Origin of the sequence: Curtobacterium ammoniigenes NBRC 101786, from assembly GCF_001571045.1 — a bacterium.
GTDB lineage: Bacteria > Actinomycetota > Actinomycetes > Actinomycetales > Microbacteriaceae > Curtobacterium > Curtobacterium ammoniigenes.
This window is the reverse complement of record NZ_BCSV01000006.1, coordinates 57,499-78,534: the sequence shown is the minus strand read 5'-3', so window position 1 is coordinate 78,534 and position 21,036 is coordinate 57,499. Positions and strand designations below refer to the sequence as shown.

The window sequence follows — 21,036 nt, the reverse complement described above, 5'->3', positions numbered from 1 at the left end:
TGATTGCGTGCACGGAGAATACAAAGTCCCGGGCGGCAAGCTCGTCGTCGTCGACCTCGATGTGGTCGACGGTCGGATACAGAACTTCCAGCTCGCCGGCGACTTCTTCCTCGAGCCGGACGACGCCCTCGGTGACATCAATGCCGCGGTGAACGGACTGCGAGCGGATTCCGACACGGCAGCGATTGCCGCTGCGGTGCGGGAGGCGCTTCCTTCGGGCGCCGTGCTGCTCGGATTCTCGCCGGAAGCGGTTGCGGTCGCGGTGCGGCGATCGATGGCCCGCGCAACGAGCTGGCGCGACTACGACTGGGAGATCATCCACGAAGGGCCGATCGCCCCGAATGAGCACCTCGCGCTCGACCAGGTGCTCACCGAAGAAGTGGGGGCCGGTCGTCGCGGTCCGACCCTGCGGATCTGGGAGTGGGACGAGTCCGCCGTCGTCATCGGGAGCTTCCAATCCCTCCGCAACGAGGTCGACCCCGACGGCGCTGCACGGCACGGTGTGCAGGTCGTCCGTCGCATCTCGGGTGGCGGCGCGATGCTCATGGAGGCCGGCGCAATCATCAGCTACTCGCTCTACGCGCCGACCGACCTCGTGCAAGGAATGAGCTTCGCCGACTCGTACGCGTATCTCGACGAGTGGGTGATCGAGGCGCTCCGCGGCATGGGGATCGACGCGTTCTACCAGCCGCTCAACGACATCAGTTCCGCCAAGGGCAAGATCGGGGGCGCGGCCCAGAAGCGGCTCGGGACCGGCGCACTCCTCCATCACGCGACCATGAGCTACGACATGGACGGCGAGAAGATGGTGCAGATCCTCCGCATCGGACGCGAGAAGATGAGCGACAAAGGGACCACGAGTGCGGCGAAGCGGGTGGATCCGCTCCGATCCCAGACGGGCCTCTCCCGCGCCGAGATCATCGACCGCCTCATCGCCGGATTCACGGCGCGCTTCAACGCGCACCCCGGTGCCGTGACGGACGATGAGCGAGCCCGGGCACAGCAGCTCGTCGACACGAAATTCGCGACCGACGCATGGCTTCGTCGCGTCCCCTGACGCGAGCTTGCTCAAACGGCGACGGCCTCCTCGAGGGGTCTTCGAACGACGCCGCCCCCTCGAGGAGCCGCGTCAGTCTTCCGCGACCAGCTCCTGGTAGTCCGGGTGACGGTCGATCCAGGCACGGACGTAGCTGCACTGCGGCACCACAGTCCGTCCACCGCTTGACCGGACGTCATCGAGCGCCTGCTCGACGAGCATGGAGGCATGTCCCCCGCCCCGATACTGCGGGTCCACCTCGGTGTGGACGAAGCGGATCACATCGTCGTCCAGCTCGTACGCCGCGAATCCGATGACCTCACCGTCCTCCACAAGCGAATACTGGTGTCGGTCCTCGTCGTTGTGAACGCGTGCCATCGCTCGACCCTACGCGCCGCAACTCGGCCGCGTCGGCGGCTGGCGCGTCAGGACACGATCCGGTTCAGCCAGGCGACGAGGTCCGCGATGACCTCGTCGCGATTGAGCTCGTTGTAGATCTCGTGCCGCGCGTCCTGATAGACCCGCACTGCAACGTCGGACAGCCCGGCACGCTCCCGATATGCGCGCGCAAGCCGCTCGATCGAGCGCGGGCCGCCCAGCGGGTCGTCGGATCCGACCTGCAGCAGCATCGGGACGTCGTGCTGCACGCCCCGACGCGGCACACCGAGAAGTCGAAGCGTGTCCGCGATCCCGAACAGTTCGACGACCTTCGCCTCGACCGCGAGCGGATCCACGGCCATTGCGTCGATGATCGAGCGGTCTCGTGTGAGCCATTCGAATCGCGTCGGTCCTAAGGCTGCGTGGCGCTTGTTGAGATCGCCGCTGTTCATCCACCCTGGCAGCCGATACGCCGATCCCGACAGCACGATTCCTGCATAGGCCCCGCTGTCCTCGTTCACGATCTTCTGCGCCATGAGCGAGCCCCACGAGTGGCCGAGGAGCACCACAGGGAGGCCCGGCTCCTCCTCCTGGGCGACGCGCGTCATCTGTCGGACCGCCGCGATCGCCGCTCGAAGACCGCCGGGCCCGAGACGACCGAGCTTCGATCGATCGCCATCCCACTGCGCCATGCCCGTGCGACCGTGACCCCGATGATCGTTCACGTAGACGGTGAAGCCCGCCTGAACGAGGTCCTGGGCGAGGGGCTCGTACCGGAGGCCGTGCTCACCAACGCCGTGCGCGATCTGAACCAGCCCGCGCGGCTTTCCGGCTCGCCAGGTCGAGTACATGATCTCGACCCCGAACGCATCGCGGAACGACGCATCACCCCGGGCGGCTGAGAACGTTGGCACAGCGCCATCTTGGCAGACGGATGCGCCAATCGGACACGATCCTGTGCGCGCATTGATTCGTTCACCGAACTAATTTGCTACGATCGCTGACGTGACCATGAGCCCGCCGATACCCTCGCCCCCGCGAGCCGCACCCCATGCGTCCCTCAGCACCGACCTCCGCGTGTCTGTCAACCGTCTCTCTCGACGACTGCGCAATGAGAAGGCCGACGCCTCGCTCCCGGACTCGCTCTTCTCAGCCCTCGCCCGCCTTGATCGCGAGGGCGCCAAGACGCTCGGAGAGCTGAGCCGTGTCGAAGGGGTGACCCCGCCCTCCATGACGAAGACTGTCGCTGCGCTCCTCGACCGTGGACTGATCTCCAAGTCGGTGGACGACGCGGACCGTCGACGCGTGCTTCTCGAGCCGACAGCGTCCGGCACCGCGCTCGTCGCCGAGACCCGGCGGCGCCGTGATGCGTGGCTGAGCCCCCGGCTCGCTCGACTCTCGCCCGACGAGCGGAAGACACTTGCCGCCGCGACCCTGATTCTGAGGAGGCTCGCGCAGCAGTGAGCTCCATGTTCCGATCGCTCAGCGGGCGAAACTACCGCATCTGGTTCTCGGGCGCCCTCGTGTCGAACGTCGGCACCTGGATGCAGCGCACCGCCCAAGACTGGATTGTGCTCACGCACCTGACGCACAACAGCGCCGTAGCTGTCGGTGTCACGATGGCCTGCCAGTTCGGCCCCCAGTTGCTCTTCATGCCGATCTCCGGTCTCATTGCGGATCGATTCGACCGGCGACGCACTTTGATGCTGACGCAGCTGCTGATGGGCGCACTCGGACTCGCGCTCGGCATCATGGTGCTGACGAACACCGCGACGCTCCTCAGCGTCTATGGGTTCGCGCTGGCCCTCGGCGTCGTCGCTGCCTTCGACGCCCCCGTTCGACAGGCATTCGTCTCTGACGTCGTACGCGGAGAGCATGTGCCGAACGCGGTCGCGCTGAACTCCGCGTCATTCAATGGCGCGCGACTGATCGGACCGGCCGTGGCCGGCCTCCTGATCACCGCGATCGGCTCTGGCTGGGTCTTCATCCTGAACGCGGCATCGTTCCTGGCGGTCCTCGGCGCACTGCGCTTCATCGACCCCGCACAGCTGACGAAGCGCTCGAAAGCGGGCCGTGGGCCGGGCCAGATCAAAGCGGGATTCGCATACGTCCGGACTCGACCGGACATCATGATCGTGCTGGCGATGGTGTTCGTCGTCGGCACATTCGGAGTCAACTTCCCGATCTTCACCTCGACGATGTCCGAGATCGTGTTCCACCGAGGCGCGGGAGAGTTCGGGCTCCTCAACTCGATCATGGCGATCGGGTCGGTGGGCGGCGCGCTTCTCGCCGCGCGCCGCGACCGCCCACGGATTCGGCTGCTCGTCGGGGCGGCCGCTGGGTTCGGTGTCGCCTGCGGGGTCGCGGCCCTGATGCCGACCTACTGGACGTTCGGCGCAGTGCTCGCGCTGCTCGGCCTGGTGTCGATGACATTCATGAACACGGCGAACTCGCTCGTGCAGACGACCACGGAGGCCGCTATGCGGGGCCGCGTTATGGCGCTTTACATGGCGATCTTCGCTGGTGGCACACCTCTCGGAGCCCCGGTCGTCGGCTGGGTCGCGGACGCCTTCGGACCACGATGGTCGCTCGGCGTCGGAGCGGCTTCCGGATTCGTCGCATTCGCGATCGCTGCGGTCTGGCTCACCCGATCACAGAACTTGCGCCTTCGATTCGACTCCCGCGCGCCGCTGCGCTTCGCCGTCGTGACGGCATCCGCGGCCACGGCGTCAGGAGCGGACGGACGACTGCGCCGCGCGTTGGAGCGGGACGAAGTCGTCGCAGACCGCTCGAGCGGGGTGTGACCGACAGGATCACGCTCTGACGACGAGCACGGTGGGACCCTGTCAAATAGCGCGGCAAAGCCCCCCGCTGCTAGACAAACTAGTTAGAGCGTCTAGCATTGATCACATGTCCTCCCAGCACCTTCCTGGTGCCTCGGGATTCTGGTATGGAGCAAGTCCCGAGGCATCGGCTATCGATGTCCTCAACGCCCTCCGCCGCTATCGCACCGCTGAAGCCGCGGCCGGGCGGCGCGCCCGAGAAGCGCTCGGCGTCGGCGAGAACGGACTCGCCGCGCTGCGGATCTTGATCAACGCCGAGCACGAGGGCCGGAAGGTCAACGCGAAGCTCTTGGCTGAACGCCTCGGCATCACAGCAGCATCGACATCAGCGCTGGTCGATCGGCTGGTCCGGTCGGGCTACGTCGAGCGGGAGGCCGATCCCGACGACCGCCGCGGCATCATCCTCACAGCGACTGGTAGCGCGATGCGTGAAGCGCTCGCAATCATTGAAGCGATGGACAACCGCACCGTTGCTGCGGCCAGCGACCTCCCCGCAGCTGCGACCGATGTCATCGTTCGATTCCTCAACACCATGACGAGCGCCGTCGACGTTCAGGACCAGACCGAGTCTCACGACGATTCACAATCGATCGACTCCCCGGGGGCAGACGCTCGAGGAGCGGCGATGCGGACACGCGATAGTGAGCCCGCTGATCGCTAGACCTTCTAGCGATATTGGTGCACAATGAATGGGTCGGCGCAGGTCGGGTACCTTGCCGGCCTCCCGTCGAGGTGCTCGCGGGAGCAGGCGGCAGCCCGGCGACCTGATCCGCCGGGCTGCTGTTCTTTTCCCACTGACTCGCACTCGGCCTCGGTGCGGCGCAGGATGATTCAGTGAGCGATCGAACTGTTCGAGGAGACCCGAAAGCCTCCCACGGGGAGGCGCACCCCAGTGCGCCGGAGGAGTCGATGCCGCTGCGCGAACTCGATTCGTACGCTCGAGCCGAGGTCGCACTCCACCGCATCCGGCGCGGCAGCGACCCGGCACTGGAGGCGTTCGACCTCGCGAACACGCTCAACGACGAGTGGACCCGTCGGGTCGCGGCGCGCATCCGGCGCTGGTTCCGGCGACGCTGACTGCGCGCGTCAGGGAGGCACGGCCAGCGCTCCGGGCGTCGGTATCCGGTTCGCCGCTGGCCTGGACGGCACTCACATCAGAACGGTAGCCGCTGGTCTCAGTTCGAGCGCTCCGGCCGGAACGCCGTCACCACGGCGGCGATGTCGTCCGCACCGTGACCGTCCCGACTCGCGGCCGCGTATGTGTCCCGGAGCGCTTCGAGCAGGGTCGTTCCGACGCCCGCCGGTGTCGCCGCGTCGAGCATGAGCCCGATGTCTTTCCGGAGCCCATCCAATGCGAATTGCGGCGCGAACTGGTCGTCGATCATGGCCGTTCCCTTGGCGTGCGCATAGGGAGAGTCGGATGCCGTGCCCTCGATGGCGGCGAGAAAGAGTCCCGGGTCGAGCCCGAGCGCACGCGTCAGCGTGAGCGACTGTGCGGTCGCGGCGGTGATCGACGCGATCCAGGCGTTCGCGGCGAGCTTCAGCGCAGAGCCGTTGCCAACGGTATGGCCCGCAACAACGGTCTTCGACCCCATCGCATCGAGGACCGGTCGTACTCGATCGATGAGGTGCTCGGGCCCGGCTGCAAGCATCGTCAGCTTGCCCTGCTCAGCCGGCGCCTTGGTGCCGAGCATCATCGCCTCGATCAGGGTGATGCCGTACTTGTCGGCGAGCGCGACGACGGTCTCCGTGCCTTCCAGCCCGATCGTGGAACTCTGCACCCAGATCGCGTCTGCCGGTGCATCGCCCGCCGCAGCGTCGAGCACGTCGACGACGGCGTCCGTGTCGAACAGGGTGAGCACCACGATTTCGGCGTTCGCGACAGCGTCTGCGGCGGACGACGCCACGTGCGCGCCGTCGTCGGCAAGGGGACGCGCGCGGTCCTCTGTTCGGTTCCAGACGGTCACGTCGTGGTGCTCTCGAATGAGTGAACGGGCGACGCCCGCTCCCATGGCACCGGTTCCTAGCACGGCGACGCGCATAGTCGATCCTCCTGTCGAAGACGATGAGCGGCCCTCCCCGGCCGCTCGACCGACGCTACGCCGCCGTGTGCGTGCGCTCTCAGCGCACCTACGCGTCGCCGGCGGGCGCGCGCCCTCAGCGCACCTGCGCGTCACTCTCGCGCGCGACGACTGCGAGGACAGCCTCGCCATAGGCGTCACGCTTCGCGGCGCCGATGCCGCTGATCTCCTGGAGCGCTTCGATCGACGTGGGTCGTGTCGCGGCGATTCCTCGAAGAGTCGCATCGCTGAACACGACATACGCCGGGACGCTCTGCGCCCGAGCCGTTTCCGCACGCCACGCACGGAGCGCTTCGAAGAGATCCAGCGCCTCCGCCGGGATGTCCGGCGGAGCAGTTCGACGAGTCCGAGCGCCCTTCGGCGCCCGGACAGGATCTCTGCGCAGCCGGACGGTCGTCGTACCCGACAGGACAGCGGCGCTTCCCGCCGCGAGCGTCAGAGTCCCGTAGCCATCGCCAGAAACGCCGACGAGCCCTTGGGCGAGCAACTGCCGCACGATCGCTCGCCAGTCCTGCTCGGCGATGTCCGAGCCGATCCCGAAGGTGGTGAGCGATTCGTGACCGAGTTCGGCGACGCGCGGCGAGCGTTTCCCGACGAGGATGTCGATGAGGTGCACTGCGCCAAACCGCTGATGCCGCTCCCGATCGAGTCGCACGATCGTAGAGAGCAGTTTCTGCGCCGGGATGGTGCCGTCCCATGCCTCCGGTGGGGCGATGCACGTGTCGCAGTTGCCGCATGGTTCGGACTGCTGCCCGAAGTACGCAAGCAGCTGGACGCGACGGCATTCGATGGTCTCGCAGAGCGCGAGCATCGCGTCGAGATGGGCGCTCAGCTGGCGACGACGCGCCGGGCCACCCTCGGACTGGTCGATCATCCGGCGCTGCTGGACCACATCGTTCAGTCCGTACGCGAGCCACGCGGTCGACGGGAGACCATCGCGGCCAGCGCGACCGGTCTCCTGGTAATAGCCCTCGATCGATTTCGGGAGATCCAGGTGGGCCACGAACCGGACGTCGGGCTTGTCGATGCCCATGCCGAAGGCGATGGTCGCGACCATGACGATTCCGTCTTCCCGAAGAAAGCGCGCCTGGTTTCGCGCTCGAACGTCCGCGTCGAGACCGGCGTGGTAGGGCAACGCTTCAATGCCGTGTTCGCGGAGCTGCGCAGCGGTGCGTTCGACAGAGTTCCGCGACAGGCAGTAGACGATCCCGGCGTCGCCGTCATGCTCGGTGCGGATGAACTTGAGCACCTGCTGCAACGGCGCGGTCTTCGGTTCGATCCGATATTGGATATTGGGCCGGTCGAAGTCGGAGACGAAGTGCGCCGCATCGACCAGGCCGAGGCGCTCGGCGATCTCTCGGTGCGTCTGCGGGGTCGCGGTGGCGGTGAGCGCAATGCGCGGCACGGTCGGCCAGCGCTCGTGCAGCACGCTCAGCTCGAGATAGTCGGGGCGGAAGTCGTGCCCCCACTGCGCAACGCAATGCGCTTCATCGATCGCGAAAAGCCCGATGGTGGCGCGGTCGAGGAGCGCGCGCGTCTGCTCTGACCGCAGACGCTCCGGCGCGAGGTAGAGCAGGTCGAGCTCACCGCTGAGCAGGTCTCGCTCGACAGCAGCCCGGTCAGCCGGCGACTGCGTCGAGTTCAGGAATGCGGCGCGCACGCCATGCGCCGCAAGTGCGTCCACCTGATCCTGCATCAGCGCAATCAGCGGCGAGACCACGACGCCCACGCCGTTACGGAGGAGCGTCGGCACCTGATAGCAGATCGATTTCCCGCCACCGGTCGGCATGAGCACCAGGGCGTCGCCGCCCGACACGACGCGGTCGACGATGTCCGCCTGCTCGCCCCGGAATGCGGGATACCCCCAGACACGCTGCAGTGTCTCGAGCGCGAGCTGACGCGATTCCGACGCGGCGCGCTGGGTCGGCGGCGCAGTGACTCCGGAGCTCACGGTCATGCGTGTCAGCCTAGAGAGCCCCGCCGACACCGCTCTGCTCGACCATGGAGCCTGTGGACAGCGGTCCGCCGGCATCGTTCTGCTGGATCTGTCCCCAATCGGCTGGATCGGCGCCGGCTGCGACCCACGAGGGTGCCCGATGCCGGAGGCGCGGCGCCTCACGTCCGGGTCGACGCCGGATCAGCCCGGCGCGGCGAGCGCTGATCTCGACGAGGAACGCGTAGACGAACAGGGTGACGACCGTGATCCCCAGTTGCAGCACCGACTCGTGACCATCATTCGGGTTGATCTTCGACCAGCCAGGCGCCTGTAGGACGAAGATGCCGACGTTGTTCAAGGCGTGGGCGAGGATTCCAGCCTCCAATCCCCCGGTCCTCCAGGTCAGGAGGGCCGCGACGAATCCGAACGAGGCGACGTCGAGAATTGCGATCGGGTCGTAGCCGTTGGGCACGTGCGCCGCGCCGAAGCAGACCGTCGACGCGACGAACGCGACGATCGGGTTCCGCACCCACGACCCCACGGTCTGCTGCACGAAGCCGCGGAACATGTACTCCTCGGCTGCCGCTTGGAGGGGAACGAGCACGATGACCATGACGATCGCGACGATCGTCGTCGTCGCGGACACGGTCGGGTGGCCGATCTCCGCCATGTTCGGAACGAACGCTCCATGGCGAACGACGAAGTATCCGGACATGACGCCCGGAATGCCGACCGCTTGCACCCCCACGGTGAGCACCGCGAGCGCTGCAAGCGGAAGGAGACAGCGGGCAAGCCACCGCCATCGGATCCGGAACGCGACGCTCGACAACTGCCCGATCGGGCCAAGACCCGCGAGGCGCACCGCGACCATCATCGCTGGCAGCAGAACGGCGAGTGAGACGAGCGTCAGAGCGAGCACCGCGGGATGCGACGGATCGAGCGGGTCCTTCGCGAGCCGCGTCGTGAAGGATCGCGCCGCATCCGCGCCGCCGATGCTGAACTCGATGAGGAGCAGCACCACCGCGATGACGATCTGTGTTGCCAACCAGAACCCGAGCATGATCGCAAGTGCGACAAGCGGGCGCCACCAGCGGTAGCGCGGGTGGACGCGAAACAGCCGGTGGTAGGCGACGCTCACGAGGGGAAGGGTATCGGCCGGAGTCATGCGCTCGCCGTGACCGAGCCGAGCGGGCAGGATTGACCGGTGATCACTGTCGTTCTCGGTCTCTGCGGCGCGATCATCTACGGCTTCGCCGATTTCCTCGGGGGTGTTGCTTCTCGTCAGCTTCGCCCCGTGGCTGTGACCGCCATGACGGCGACGATCGGGATCCTTCCGCTGATCGTCGGTCTGGCCCTGTTCGGCGGCCGATTCTCACCCGCGACCGTCGTGTTCGGCCTCATCGGCGGCGTATCGGGCGGCATTGGGATCCTGCTGCTGTACGCGGCGCTCGCGGTCGGTCCGATGAGCGTTCTCTCGCCGATCACCGCGGTCTTCTCGGCACTCGTCCCGGCCGTCGTCGGACTGGCACGCGGCAGCGCGCTGCCCCCGCTGTCGATCGGAGCACTCATCGCCGGGATCATCTCCGTCGTCCTCGTCGCCGCGGTTCCGGACCGGAGTGGCGCGCGTCTCACGGTCCGTGGGATCCTCGCCGCGGTGATCGCCGGGTGCGGCTTCGGCGGCCTGGTCTTGGCGTACGACGCAACCCCCGCGGATGCCGGTGTCGCTCCCCTCGTCGTCGCGCGCATCCTGGAGGCGGTGCTGCTGTCACTCGCGGCCGTCGCCTCCCTCAGTCGCACGGGTCGGCGCCAGCGACGTCGGCAACGGGCACCCTTCGTTGCGAGTGCAGCGCTCCGGTCGCGTCTCGGATGGCGGTTCTGGCTGGTGGTCGTCGCCTGCGGCGTGTGCGATGCCAGCGCGAACGTGTTCATCCAGTCGGCGCTCCACTCCAGCGGGGATCCGTCGACGCTGCCGGTCGTGAGCGTGCTCAATGCGCTCTATCCGATCGGCACGATCGCCCTGGCGTGCGTAGCGCTCCGGGAACGGCTGACGACGATCCAGGCTTCCGGCATTGCGCTCGCAGTGGCCTCGAGCGCGGTCTTGGCGCTGCACTGAGCGCCAACGGTCGCGCCACGCCATTCAGACCGTCGTCGTGACCGTCGAGCCTCCGGTCGCCGACCGCCTGACGGAGATGCGCTCCGGAATTCGCTGTTTCAGCTCCTCGACGTGACTGACGATGCCGACCTGGCGTCCGTCTGCGGTGAGTTGCGCGAGCTGCCCGAGGACATCGTCGAGCGTCTCCGGATCCAGTGTCCCGAATCCCTCGTCGACGAACAACGTTCCGAGTCGGGTGCCGCCGGCCTCTGCCTGCACGACATCGGCGAGACCGAGCGCGAGGCACAGCGAGACGGTGAACGTCTCGCCCCCGGACAGGCTTCGTGGGTCGCGGGTGCGGTCGGTGTGGTGGTCCCGGACGGCGAGCGCGAGTCCGGTACGTCGCGCTTTGCTGCCGCGTTCCCGTTCATCCGACGGCTCGAGTGCGAACCGGCCGCCGAAGAGGGTGACGAGCCGAGCGTTCGCCGCCGCGATCACGTCTGCAAAGCGGCGCATCAGCACGAAGGTGCCGAGTGTGATCCCGCTCGGATTGACACCTGGCTGACCGCTGACGAGATCCGCAAGGCGGACCACCGCGCGGGTCCGCACCGCGATCGCGTCACGTGCCTGGACCGCATCGGCGAGCGCGATCGCACATGCGGCGCTTTGTGTGCTTCGTTCCGCCGCGGTCGCCGCCTGCGCTGCGAGAGTCGCAACGAGTTGCTCGAGGTCGTTCGCGTTTGCGCGCACGATCTTGAGCTCGGCGTCGTCGATTGCATCGTGGGCCGCAGCGTCGATCGCCGGCTCGGCGAGCCCCGCGGCCACGATCGTCGCTTCACGTTCATGCGCTGCGACCGTGGCGCGAAGTGCGCTCGCTGCGGGCGGGTCGAGGGCACTCTGGCGCGCTGCCGCCGCGTCCAAGAAGTCCTCCGTGTCGAGTGCCCGAGCGACTTCGACGCCGCGCTCATCGAGATCGGTGCGTGCGCTGCGGAGTTGCGCCGCGCTCTGCACGAGCTGCTGCAGCGCCTCCGCGTCGGCGGCCAGCACGTCGCGCGCCGCATCGAGCTCCGCCTCCGGGTCGGCGCCGAGTGCGTGCAGCGTCTCGGCTGCGGAGGCCTGCAGCGATCGGTCTTCGTCGATCGCCGCATCGAGCGACTGCAGCCGCTCCACTGCCGCGGCGATCGCGCTGGCGCTGACCGAACGTCGGTCGGTGAGCTCTGCGGATTCCGCGTCGAAGACGTCGAGCGCGAACTGCGCGTCCCGGAGGCGCTGGGCAGCGTCGAGCGCCTGCGCGCGGCGGCGTTCGAGGTCGCGCGCCATGGTGTCGAGGACGTCGCGAGGTCGCGCAGCAAGCTGCTCGTGCAGCGCGTCGCGGCGCTCCCGGCACGCCGCGTGGGTGCCGACGACGTCACGGAGCGACATCTCTGCGTCGGCGCGAGCGGCCGCGGCTCGGTCGATGTCGTCGGGCGTCGGATGGTCGTCCGCCGGTCGTGCGAGGTTCGGGTGCTCGATCGACCCGCACACCGGGCAGGCCGTTCCGGCCACGAGCTCCGCCCCGAGCTCACCGGCGAGTCCGGCGATACGCCGCTCGCGCAGTTCCGCCTCATGGTGAACGGCCGCTTGCGCCGCGCTCGTCGCCGAGGACACGTCGATGGCAAGCGCCGCAAGCTCGCGCTCAGTCGCCGCAAGCGTCTCGTGCGCCGTGCGCTCGGCCTCGAGGATCTCGTGCTCGCGTCGAAGGTCATCCAGTTCGGCGGCGCCGATCGATGCTTCGCCAATCGCCTCGATCAACGCGGCGCGTTCGGCCGGCCGCGCCGCAATGCGGGCGTCGAGTGCCGCGAGCGATTCTCGTTCGGTCTGGAGGGCCGTGGCGGTCCGCGTCCGTTGCAGCCGTCGGTCAGTGAACACCGCCGCTCGACCGATCACCGTCGCCGCTTCCGCGACGGCCGTGCGGAGCGCGCGGATTCGGTCCTCAAGGAGCTCGACGTCGTCCGGAAGGCCAGCGGCGAACACCGCATCGTCGGAGCCGACGTCATCGCCGCGACGCCCCGGGGCCGCGGATACCTGGACGAACGAAGCGCGCTGCAGGGCTGCCGCTGCCGCCTCCAATGCCCGATCATGGTCGCGCTCACGAGAGCTGAACCGTTCTCGTGCGGCCTCGAGCCCGCCGATGACTCCGAGCACGCGCGAGGCCCGCTCGGCAGCGAGCAGCCGAGCGCGCGAGCTCGCGACGTCGGCAGCAGCGTTGTCGAGCGTCGCGGACCGCGCCAGCAACTCGGCGCGACGATGCACGGCGGCGAGCCGCTGTTCCGCCGCGTGTTCGACGCGGCGCCCTTCGGCGAGGCGGTCGCGCTCCGCCGCGAGGTGGCGAGCGGTGTTTGCGGCTGCTGCTGCGAGTTCGTCGACCACTCTGGGAACGGTGTCGATGTCCGCGTCTGCGACGCCGCTTGCCTGCTGAAAGCGGCTCAGTGCGTCAGTGACCGCGGCGTCCGCGGTCTGCACAGCTCCGGCGGCATCCCGTCGGCGCTGCACGAGTACCTCTGTCGTTGCCTCGTAGATGTCGGTCGCAAACAGGGACTGCAGCAGCCGGCGACGGTCTTCACCGGATGATCGGAGGAACCGCGCGAACTCGCCCTGCGGCAGGATCACGGTCTGCACGAACTGCGCGCGGTCCAATCCGATGATCCGAGGGATCTCGACGCCGATTTCCTGGGCACGGTCGGAGATGGGCTCCCCGACCTGATCGTCCGGGGCTGCCAGCCGCCACAGCTGCGCAGACTGGTGCTGGCGAACAGTTCCGCCTCCGCGCTTCGGGCGCGCGTATGCGGGGGTGCGCCGAACACGATGCACCCCTGCAGCGGTCTCGAAGACGAGGTCGACGAACGGCTCGACGCCCGGATCCGCATGCTGACTGTGCAGCCGGTCCACGCTCGATGATTCGCCGGCCAACGACCCGTAGAGCGCGAATGCGATGGCGTCGATGATCGTCGATTTCCCGGCGCCGGTCGGGCCGTCCAGGAGAAACACTCCAGATGCCCCCAGCGCGGCGAAGTCGATGTGCACGGTGCCGGGGAACGGGCCGATCGCGCGGAGATCCAGCGTGTGCAGATACATCAGCGCGCCACCTCCATGGCCCGTGCGGCCTCGTATGCCTCGCGGAGGAGGCCCCGCTCGTCGGTCGTCGCAGCAGCGCCGGTCGTGAATCGGACGAAGTCGGCGGCAACGTCGACCGGATCCGCACCCGGATGCACCACGACGGGTGTTTCCTTTCGGCGCACGGCTGGCTGGTGGACGACGGCGAGCGCGTGCGGGAGCCGCTCCCGCACGCGGGCCACCATCCGATCCGGATGAGCTGGATCGGTCACGAACACACGCGCCCATGCGTCCGCATGGCCGCCGTGCTCGCCGGATTCAAGCTCCGCCATCGTCGTCGTGATGTCCACGAGACGCCGCGGCACAGGTGCGGCGATCCGTTCGACCGTGACCGAGCCGGCCTGTCCGAGATCGACCAGTGCCACCGATTTCCGCTGGTGCCGCTCGCCGAAGGAGAAGGCCAGCGGCGAGCCGGCGTACTGGATCCGGCCGCTCTCGCCGACCTGCTGCGGACCGTGGAGGTGGCCGAGTGCCACGTACGAGAAGTCAGCGAACGTGGCGGCCGCGACGCGGTCCACGCCACCGACCCGGATGTCCTGCTCGCTCTCGCTGGGCGCGCCGCCAGCGACGAACGCATGCGCAATCACCACCGATCGGGCAACCCCGCGGGTGGCGAGATCGGATCGAATGCGGTCGACCGCAGCCCCGACGACCGCCTGGTGCGAGCGCGCGAGCGGGGTATCAGGGGTCGGTGCGAGCGTCTGCCGCACCATGTCCGGCGCGAGAAACGGGATCCCGTACACGGCGACGGGGCCGTGTTCGTCCGCGAGGAGGATCGGCTCGTGGAGCCGGTCGACCGAGGCAAGGATCCGGACGCGACCGGTCATCAGGTCCGCCCCGAAGCCGAGTCGCACCGCCGAGTCGTGGTTGCCCGGGACAACAACGACCTGGGCGCGGCGGGACAGCTCATGCAGCGCATGAGAGAGGAGACGTACCGCGGGCACTGGCGGGATGGCACGGTCGTAGACATCGCCGGCGACCACCACAAGATCGACGGCGCGCTCGTCGACGACATCGGTGAGGAACCGGAGGAACGCCGCCTGGTGCTCGAGCAGGTCCGTACCGAGGAGCGTGCGGCCGAGGTGCCAATCGCCAGTGTGCAGGATTCGCACCGCTTGTCCTTTCCGACCGAGCTCCGGCGGGGCCCGATCGGCAGCAACGCTAGCGGCGACCTCGGACACCGCCAGGCGTACCGTCGACCGTATGACGCCATCGGACCTGCTCGTTGAAGCATTCTCCCGTGTCCCGGAAACCGTCGAACGCGCCGTGCGCGGACTTTCCGAGGACCAGCTCGCATCTCGACCCGCCGCGGGAGCGAATACGCTTGCGTGGCTCGCCTGGCACATCGCGCGGGGCCAGGACGCCCAGATCGCGGCATTGCAGGGGTCGGAGCAGTTGTGGACTGCGGACGGCTGGTACGAGCGATTCGACCTTCCCTTCCCGGCGGATGCGCTCGGGTATGGGATGTCGTCGGACGAGGTGGGGCGGGTCCGTGCCTCGGCGGACCTCCTGCTCGACTACCTGCGCGCAGTGACCGCACGGACGGTCGAATACGTGCGTGGGCTGGAGCCCGACGAGTTCGACGAGGTCGTCGACGACTCCTGGGACCCGCCCGTCACGCGCGGCGTGCGCATCATCAGCATCCTCGATGACGACGTACAGCACGCCGGTCAAGCGGGCTACGTCCGCGGGTTGCTGTTCTTCGCGTAGCCCGGAACGCACGGACGACGATGGGCGCCTCCCGAAGGAGACGCCCATCGTCAGCGCAGTGCAGAGTCAGCGCAGTGCCGAATCAGCGCGCGGCGAGCTCGCCGATCAGATCCTCGCCGGGAGCAGCCGGCACCAGGTCCGCGTCGATCTCCGCGCGGTCGAGGATGCCTTCGATCTTCCGCCGACGGTTTCGGGGGACGATCGTGACGACAGTGCCTTCCTTGCCCGCACGCCCGGTGCGGCCAGAACGGTGCATGTACGTCTTGTAGTCGTCCGGCGCGTCCGCCTGCACGACGAGCGAAACGTCGTCGACGTGGATGCCGCGAGCCGCCACGTCCGTCGCAACCAGGACGTTCACCCGTCCGCTGGTGAGCAGCGAGAGGTTCCGGGTCCGCCGCGACTGGTTCAGGTCGCCGTGGAGCGACGTGGCGCGGATACCGGCGTCTTCGAACTGGTCGGCGAGCCGCTCGGCGTAGGCGCGAGTCCGCGCGAACACGACCGTCTTGCCCGGTCCTGCGACGAGCTCCTCGAGAATCTGATCCTTCTCGCGCTGGTCGACGACGAGCACGCGGTGGTCGATGGTCGAGGATGACTGGTCCTCACCGAGGACCTCGTGCACCGCCGGCTCGACGAGGAACTCGTCCACGAGCGCAGCAACCTGCGTGTCGAGCGTGGCACTGAAGAGCAGCTTCTGCGCACGCGCACCGGTCGGCGTCACCTCGGCCGTGGCCTTGAGGATGCGCTGCACGGGCTCGAGGAAGCCCAGGTCGCACATGTGGTCGGCCTCGTCGAGGACCGTCACGACGACCTCGCTCAGGTCGAGCCGACCCTGCTCCATGAGGTCCTCGATGCGACCGGGAGTCCCCACGACGATGTCGACGCCGCGCTGCAGCGCCCCGACCTGCCGGCCCTGCGGCACGCCACCGTAGATCTGGGTGGTGAAGAGACCGACGGCGCGAGCGATCGGCTGGACGGTGCGGTCGATCTGCAGCGCGAGTTCACGCGTCGGAGCGAGGATCAGCGCGCGGGGGTTGCGGCCCATGCGCCGGTTCTTGCCGCCGCTGTTCTCCATGAGCTTCTCGACGAGCGGTGCACCGAACGCGATCGTCTTCCCGGATCCGGTGCGGCCTCGACCGAGCACGTCCTTGCCGGCAAGGACGTCGGGGATTGTCGCGGCTTGGATCGGGAACGGGCTCGAGGCGCCCATTTCAGCGAGAACGCGGCTGATGTTCGCACCGATTCCGAGGTCCGCGAAGGTCACACCCTCGACGTCTTCGGCGACGATCGCTTCAGCCTGCAGCTTCTCGAGCTTGACGTCCTCCTGCGGCACGAACGGCGTGCGGTCCGCGTCGCCCGCGCTCTGCTCCCACTGGCGGGAGGCGCGTGGTGCGTCCGCGTCGCGACGCTGCGGACGGTCATTGCGGTCGCGTTGATATCCGCGGCCCCGGTCGTCGCGATCGCGCTGTCCGAAGCGGTCCCCGCGGGGAGCGCGGTCGTCTCCGTCAAAGCGACGCTGCGGACGGTCATCACGGTCGAAGCGGCGCTGCGGACGGTCATCACGATCGAAGCGTCCGCCCCGGGGCGCGTCGTCACGATCAAACCGACGCTGCGGACGGTCATCACGGTCGAAGCGGCGCTGCGGCCGCTCGTCACGATCGAAGCGACCGCCACGCGAAGCATCATCGCGATCGAACCGACGCTGCGGCCGGTCATCACGATCGAAACGACGCTGCGGCCGGTCATCACGGTCAAAACGACCACCGCGCGAAGCGTCATCGCGATCAAACCGACGCTGCGGCCGGTCATCACGGTCAAAACGACCGCCGCGCGAAGCGTCATCGCGATCAAACCGACGCTGCGGACGCTCGTCACGGCCGAAGCGATCGTTGCGGGAAGCGTCGCGCTCGCCGTTACGCCCGCCGCGGTCAGCGCGGCGATCGTCGCGCTCGAAGCGGCCGCGTCCACGGTTCGCGTCGGGGTCGCGTGGTTCCCAGTTGGGGCGCGCGGAGCGCTCGCCGTTCGACGTCCGGTTCCGGCGATCCTCAGCGTCCCAGCGCTGCTTCCGGCGCGGGGATGCCGGGTCTTCTGCGCGGTAGCCGCGGTGCTTCGGGCTCCGGGAGGCCGGCGTTCCGTTGGCGTGTCGGGTCCTGTTGTCGGCGCGCGACGACGCGCCCTTCTCGAAATGGGGCATTTGCTTCTTCCAGGGTGCGAACAGGCCGCATTCACCCGGCAGCGACATCGGCGGGGGCAGGTTGCGGAGGGGGTTCATCCCGTCGCGATTCGACGTGATTCCAGCCCTCGAAACACACACACCCAAACCGCAGCATCACGCTGCAGCGTCGAAGGCCGACCGACCTACCCTACGCGACCGCGCGCAAAAGCGCGAGCCCTGCGGCGCGCCGCCCCCGAGCGCATCGGACGTGCCATCAGACTGCGGTCGTGTTGTTCGAGGAGCCGGGTCGCGCTTCCAGACCGTCGATGGCGCGCACGATGACGGTGATCCGCACCGCATGCGAGGTGCTCTTCGCCCTGTCGATCCTCGGAACCGTCGCGCTCGGCGGCGTCGGGGCCCTGCGACGACACGAGCTCCCCGCCGAGGTCGCGCTGGTGGTGTGCTGCTGCGCCGCCGCCGGCGTCATCGTCAACCTGCTGGCCGAGCCGCCTGATCCGGTCGAACAGCGCCGTCGCGGCTGGCACTGAGCGACACCGCGTCGAACGGGTCACGGTCGAGCGTCCGCCCGAGCCGGGCCGCGCGGCGCTCCCGTGGGCGCTCCACGACCGCGTACAGCGCCGGGAGGACGACGAGCGTCAGCAGCGTCGACGAGACGAGGCCGCCGATCACGACCAGCGCCAACGGCTGCGAGATGAATCCGTTCTTCCCGGTGAGGCCCGCGGCCATCGGGATCAGGGCGAAGATCGTCGCGAGCGCGGTCATGAGGATCGGGCGGAGGCGACGGGTCGCTCCCTCGATGAGCGCTTCCGTGACCGCGAGGCCTCGACGCCGGTACTGGTTGACGAGGTCGATGAGCACGATCGCGTTCGTGACGACGATGCCCACGAGCATCAGCACCCCGATGAGCGAGGCGACGCCGATCGGAATTCCCGTGATGATCTGCAGGGCGATCGCACCCGTCGCCGCGAACGGGATCGCGACCAGCAGCAGCAGCGGCTGCAGGAGGCTTCGGAAGGTGGCGACCATCACCACGTAGACGATGAGCACCGCGATGAGTGCGGCGAGAAGCAGCTCGGAGAACGCGGTCGACTGGCTCGCCGCGACGCCGCCGATCGATGCGGAAGCGCCGTGCGGCAGGTGCAGCGCCTTCACGGCCGCGGTGACCGATTGGGTCGCAGCGCCCAGATTCGTCGCCGACGGAGTGACCGTGATCGTTGCCGTGCGTACCGCGTTGAGCGTCGTGACGCTCGTCGGCCCGTTCGATCGCGCCACGGTTGCGATGCTCGAGAGCGGGACGGTCCCTCGGCCGGCCGGGATCGCCAGGTTCTTCAACGCGTCGACCGTGGTTGGCGGGTTCGGGTTCTGCAGATAGATGTCGAGCGTCGTCCCGTCGAGCTGCACGGTGCCCTTCTGCTGCGGCGACACCGATGCAGCGACGAGACCGCCGACCTGACCCTCGGTGAGTCCGATCGCGGCCGCCTTGCTGCGGTCGACCTGCACCGCGAGGTACGGCTGCGCCGCGGCGAGGTTGCTCGTCGCGCCCGTCGTGTTCGGGACGTGCTGCATTCGTGCGAGGACCGTCTTCGCGGCACTCGTGAGGCCGCTCTGGGTGGGAGCGGTGACATCGACCTCGATGTTCGTATCCGACCCGAAGCTCGACGCCGACGACACCGAGAGCGTCCCCTCGTGCTGCAGCGCGTTCAGGCGCTTCCGGACAGCCGCTTGGATTTGGGTCTGGTCGCCGTTCTGCGCGGTGGTGACCGAATAGGTGATGGAGCCCGAGCCTCCGCCCCCGAATGCAGCCTGGAGCGCATTGCCGCTGGTGCCGATCGTGGTCTGCACGACCTGCACGCCAGGCACGCTCTTCACGGCGCGTTCGACCGGCGCCGCGTCGGTCGCCTGCTTGTCGAGGCTCGTCGCCGCAGGCAGCTGCTGCGTCACCGTGAACGTGTTCTGGCCGGAATCGCCGAGGTAGTTCGTCGTGATGAGCGGGAGCGCCGCGGCCGTGCCTCCGAGCACCACCGCCGCGGCGACAAGGACGATCGCCGGGAACCGGAGCGCCCACCGCAGCACCGGCAGATAGCCGCGACGGAGGCGCGCGGGTGCGGCCGCATCCCCCACGGCGACGCCGGCGCGCGGCGTGCGGTCGGGCAGCATCGATCCGGCCGGCGCCCGAAGGAACCAATAGGCGAGCACCGGCACGATCGTCAACGCGACGAGGAGCGATGCGGCGAGCGCCATCGTCACGGTCAGCGCAAACGGCCGGAACAGCTCGCCGACGAGCTCCTGCACGAACGCAACCGGGAGGAACACCACCACCGTGGTGATCGTCGACGCGGTCACCGCGCCCGCAACCTCGCGCACACCGTCGATGACGGCGCGTTCGCGCGAGACACCCGACCCGAGATGTCGTTTGATGTTCTCGATCACGACGATGGAATCGTCGACGACACGCCCGATCGCGATGGTCAGGCCTGCCAGCGTGATGATGTTCAGGGTGTAGCCGGCGGCCTGCATGCCGATGGCTGCGAGGAGCACGCTCGTCGGGATCGAGATGGCCGTCACGATCGTCGATCGAACCGACAGCAGGAAGATCAGGATCACGATCACCGCGAACCCGAGGCCGAGCAGTCCCTCCTCGGCGAGCGACCGGATTGACTGCTGAATGTACGGCGCCTGGTCGAACACGACCGTGAAGTGCGGCGACCCCTGGACCTTCGCCTCGATGCCGGGGAGCGCAGCACGCACCGTGTTGGAGACGTCGACGGTGTTCGCCGACTGCGTCTTCGTGATGGCGATGGTGAGCGCCGGCTTGCCGTTCACTCGGCTGATCGACGTCGCGGGTGATTCCGTGAGACGGACCGAGGCGACCTGACCGATCGTGGTGGGGGATGAGCCTCCGGCAAGCGGGATCGCCGCGATGTCCGACGTGCCGGTGATCTGCTTGCCCGTCTGGATCGACAGGGTCGAGCCGTTCTGCGTGATCGTGCCACCGGGTATCAGCGTTCCGTTGTTGTCGAGCGCCGTGCTGATCGCCGATTCCGAGAGTCCGCGCGCCGCCAGCTTCTGCTGGTCCGGTTCGATGACGATGCGACGACCCGGGTTCCCATAGACGCTGGCGGATCGTACGCCGGTGAGCTTCTGCAGGTCGGGGACAGCGGTCGCGGTGAGGCGGTCGGCGAGCACCTCGGTGTTCACGCCAGGATCCGAGACGGCCACCTGGAGGACCGGGATATCGCTGAAGGAGCCGGTCACGATCTGCGTCTGAACCGAGCTCGGCAGGGAAAGCGCATTGATGACGGTCTGGATCTTGTCCTCGGCGCTGGCGAGATTCGTGCCGTAGTTGAACTGCGCGGACACCACGCTCTGGCTTGTCGAGGAGGTGGCGGTGGTCTGCTTGAGATCCGGGACCGCCTGGATGCCCTGCTCGATCTTGGTCGACACGTCGTTCGACACCACCTGGGGCGTCGCCCCCGGATAGACGCTGACGATCGCGACCTGCGGGAAGTCGACGTTCGGGATGAGCTCCTGCTTGAGGTTGGTGAGTGCTACCACGCCGAACACGGCAACGACCACGGTGATGAGCGCGATGAGCGCGCGATTCCGGAGGCTGAACAGGGACAGCAGGTGCACG

The 21,036-nt window shown here is 68.2% G+C and carries 17 protein-coding genes; 8 read left to right on the top strand and 9 right to left on the bottom strand.

Translation table 11 applies throughout. The annotated features are described in order from the left end of the window. The first annotated feature begins 7 nt into the window (after positions 1 to 7). Positions 8 to 1,057: a lipoate-protein ligase LplAB gene (lplAB, locus tag CAM01S_RS12885; protein WP_066522520.1), complete on the top strand. Its 1,050-nt coding sequence runs from the start codon at positions 8 to 10 to the stop codon at positions 1,055 to 1,057. A gap of 72 nt (positions 1,058 to 1,129) precedes the next feature. On the opposite strand, the gene CAM01S_RS12880 is transcribed toward lplAB, so the two are convergent. Then, complete coding sequence (locus CAM01S_RS12880) at positions 1,130 to 1,414, bottom strand: GNAT family N-acetyltransferase (RefSeq protein ID WP_066522519.1); 285 nt, start codon at positions 1,412 to 1,414, stop codon at positions 1,130 to 1,132. Positions 1,415 to 1,461: 47 nt separating this feature from the next. After that, positions 1,462 to 2,328, bottom strand: coding sequence for an alpha/beta fold hydrolase (locus CAM01S_RS12875; protein ID WP_245631643.1), 867 nt, complete (start codon positions 2,326 to 2,328; stop codon positions 1,462 to 1,464). A 97-nt stretch (positions 2,329 to 2,425) separates the two neighbouring features. Here CAM01S_RS12875 and CAM01S_RS12870 point away from each other — a divergent pair, with 97 nt between their 5' ends. The 4 genes from CAM01S_RS12870 to CAM01S_RS12855 all read left to right on the top strand — a co-directional run bounded on the left by CAM01S_RS12870 (position 2,426) and on the right by CAM01S_RS12855 (position 5,334). Further along, on the top strand, positions 2,426 to 2,878 hold the full coding sequence (locus CAM01S_RS12870; RefSeq protein ID WP_066522649.1) for a MarR family winged helix-turn-helix transcriptional regulator: 453 nt from the start codon (positions 2,426 to 2,428) through the stop codon (positions 2,876 to 2,878). Beyond that, positions 2,875 to 4,218 carry an MFS transporter gene (locus CAM01S_RS12865; RefSeq protein ID WP_066522515.1) on the top strand — a complete coding sequence of 448 codons (1,344 nt, stop codon included), beginning with the start codon at positions 2,875 to 2,877 and terminating at the stop codon, positions 4,216 to 4,218. The genes CAM01S_RS12870 and CAM01S_RS12865 overlap by 4 nt, the downstream gene beginning before the upstream one ends. Before the next feature lie 106 nt (positions 4,219 to 4,324). Further along, positions 4,325 to 4,918: a MarR family winged helix-turn-helix transcriptional regulator gene (locus tag CAM01S_RS12860; protein ID WP_066522513.1), complete on the top strand. Its 594-nt coding sequence runs from the start codon at positions 4,325 to 4,327 to the stop codon at positions 4,916 to 4,918. Positions 4,919 to 5,091: 173 nt separating this feature from the next. Continuing rightward, positions 5,092 to 5,334 (top strand): hypothetical protein, encoded by a 243-nt coding sequence (locus CAM01S_RS12855; RefSeq protein ID WP_066522509.1) that lies wholly within the window; start codon positions 5,092 to 5,094, stop codon positions 5,332 to 5,334. 98 nt (positions 5,335 to 5,432) lie between these two features. On the opposite strand, the gene CAM01S_RS12850 is transcribed toward CAM01S_RS12855, so the two are convergent. The 3 genes from CAM01S_RS12850 to CAM01S_RS12840 form a co-directional block, all read right to left on the bottom strand. Beyond that, the gene (locus tag CAM01S_RS12850; protein ID WP_083528039.1) at positions 5,433 to 6,299 is read right to left on the bottom strand and encodes an NAD(P)-dependent oxidoreductase; all 867 of its coding nucleotides are present in this window, start codon (positions 6,297 to 6,299) and stop codon (positions 5,433 to 5,435) included. Positions 6,300 to 6,414: 115 nt separating this feature from the next. Next, a complete protein-coding gene (recQ, locus tag CAM01S_RS12845; RefSeq protein WP_157071569.1) occupies positions 6,415 to 8,370 on the bottom strand; it encodes a DNA helicase RecQ in 1,956 nt (651 codons plus the stop codon). Further along, positions 8,306 to 9,412 (bottom strand): CPBP family intramembrane glutamic endopeptidase, encoded by a 1,107-nt coding sequence (locus CAM01S_RS12840; RefSeq protein ID WP_066522502.1) that lies wholly within the window; start codon positions 9,410 to 9,412, stop codon positions 8,306 to 8,308. The genes recQ and CAM01S_RS12840 overlap by 65 nt, the downstream gene beginning before the upstream one ends. A gap of 66 nt (positions 9,413 to 9,478) precedes the next feature. Between CAM01S_RS12840 and CAM01S_RS12835 the strand changes: the two genes are divergently transcribed. Next, on the top strand, positions 9,479 to 10,387 hold the full coding sequence (locus CAM01S_RS12835; RefSeq protein WP_066522500.1) for a DMT family transporter: 909 nt from the start codon (positions 9,479 to 9,481) through the stop codon (positions 10,385 to 10,387). Positions 10,388 to 10,411: 24 nt separating this feature from the next. On the opposite strand, the gene CAM01S_RS12830 is transcribed toward CAM01S_RS12835, so the two are convergent. Next, complete coding sequence (locus tag CAM01S_RS12830; protein ID WP_066522497.1) at positions 10,412 to 13,480, bottom strand: AAA family ATPase; 3,069 nt, start codon at positions 13,478 to 13,480, stop codon at positions 10,412 to 10,414. Then, positions 13,480 to 14,631 carry a metallophosphoesterase family protein gene (locus tag CAM01S_RS12825; protein ID WP_066522642.1) on the bottom strand — a complete coding sequence of 384 codons (1,152 nt, stop codon included), beginning with the start codon at positions 14,629 to 14,631 and terminating at the stop codon, positions 13,480 to 13,482. Before CAM01S_RS12825 ends, CAM01S_RS12830 begins: the two co-directional genes overlap by 1 nt. A 91-nt stretch (positions 14,632 to 14,722) precedes the next feature. Between CAM01S_RS12825 and CAM01S_RS12820 the strand changes: the two genes are divergently transcribed. Further along, a complete protein-coding gene (locus tag CAM01S_RS12820) occupies positions 14,723 to 15,229 on the top strand; it encodes a mycothiol transferase (protein ID WP_066522490.1) in 507 nt (168 codons plus the stop codon). Between the two features lie 82 nt (positions 15,230 to 15,311). Here CAM01S_RS12820 and CAM01S_RS15350 read toward each other — a convergent pair whose 3' ends face one another. Next, the gene (locus CAM01S_RS15350) at positions 15,312 to 17,420 is read right to left on the bottom strand and encodes a DEAD/DEAH box helicase (protein WP_066522639.1); all 2,109 of its coding nucleotides are present in this window, start codon (positions 17,418 to 17,420) and stop codon (positions 15,312 to 15,314) included. A gap of 248 nt (positions 17,421 to 17,668) precedes the next feature. On the opposite strand from CAM01S_RS15350, the gene CAM01S_RS14740 reads away from it, so the two are divergent. Next, complete coding sequence (locus CAM01S_RS14740; RefSeq protein ID WP_157071568.1) at positions 17,669 to 17,929, top strand: hypothetical protein; 261 nt, start codon at positions 17,669 to 17,671, stop codon at positions 17,927 to 17,929. Here the strand turns inward: CAM01S_RS14740 and CAM01S_RS12805 are convergent. Then, a complete protein-coding gene (locus tag CAM01S_RS12805) occupies positions 17,871 to 21,035 on the bottom strand; it encodes an efflux RND transporter permease subunit (protein WP_066522481.1) in 3,165 nt (1,054 codons plus the stop codon). The genes CAM01S_RS14740 and CAM01S_RS12805 overlap by 59 nt on opposite strands. Position 21,036: the final 1 nt, after the last annotated feature.